The 290-nt window shown below is 31.4% G+C and carries 1 pseudogene; it reads right to left on the bottom strand.

Features of this window, described 5'->3' with window-relative positions:
- Positions 1–240 (bottom strand): annotated as a pseudogene (locus tag AC0IXC_RS29180) (hypothetical protein); the annotation flags it as partial.
- Between the last annotated feature and the right edge of the window lie 50 nt (positions 241–290).

The raw sequence follows: 290 nt of genomic DNA, 5'->3' as shown, positions 1-290 counted from the left end.
TTTACCAATATGAAAGGAACAATCATTCACCAACATCAATTCAGATAACTGAAAACGATATACATCCTTCATCTTGTTAACTCTCAAAGTCAAACTGTATTTCCCATTAACAAGACCTTTATTTTCTATTGAAATGTTTTTACGTCCTAATAATTCAAAAGTAGGTGTATCAGCAAATACAGGGATCGTATGACTAACAATACAAAACACACATAAACAAATTACGATTGCCTTTTTCATATCAATCCTTCCTAACAAAAAATAGCTAGGTGAACCACCCAGCTATTAAA

This window comes from Bacillus sp. AC266, from assembly GCF_979253805.1.
Note: the sequence above shows the minus strand (reverse complement) of the source record. Positions and strands in the feature narration are given on the sequence as shown.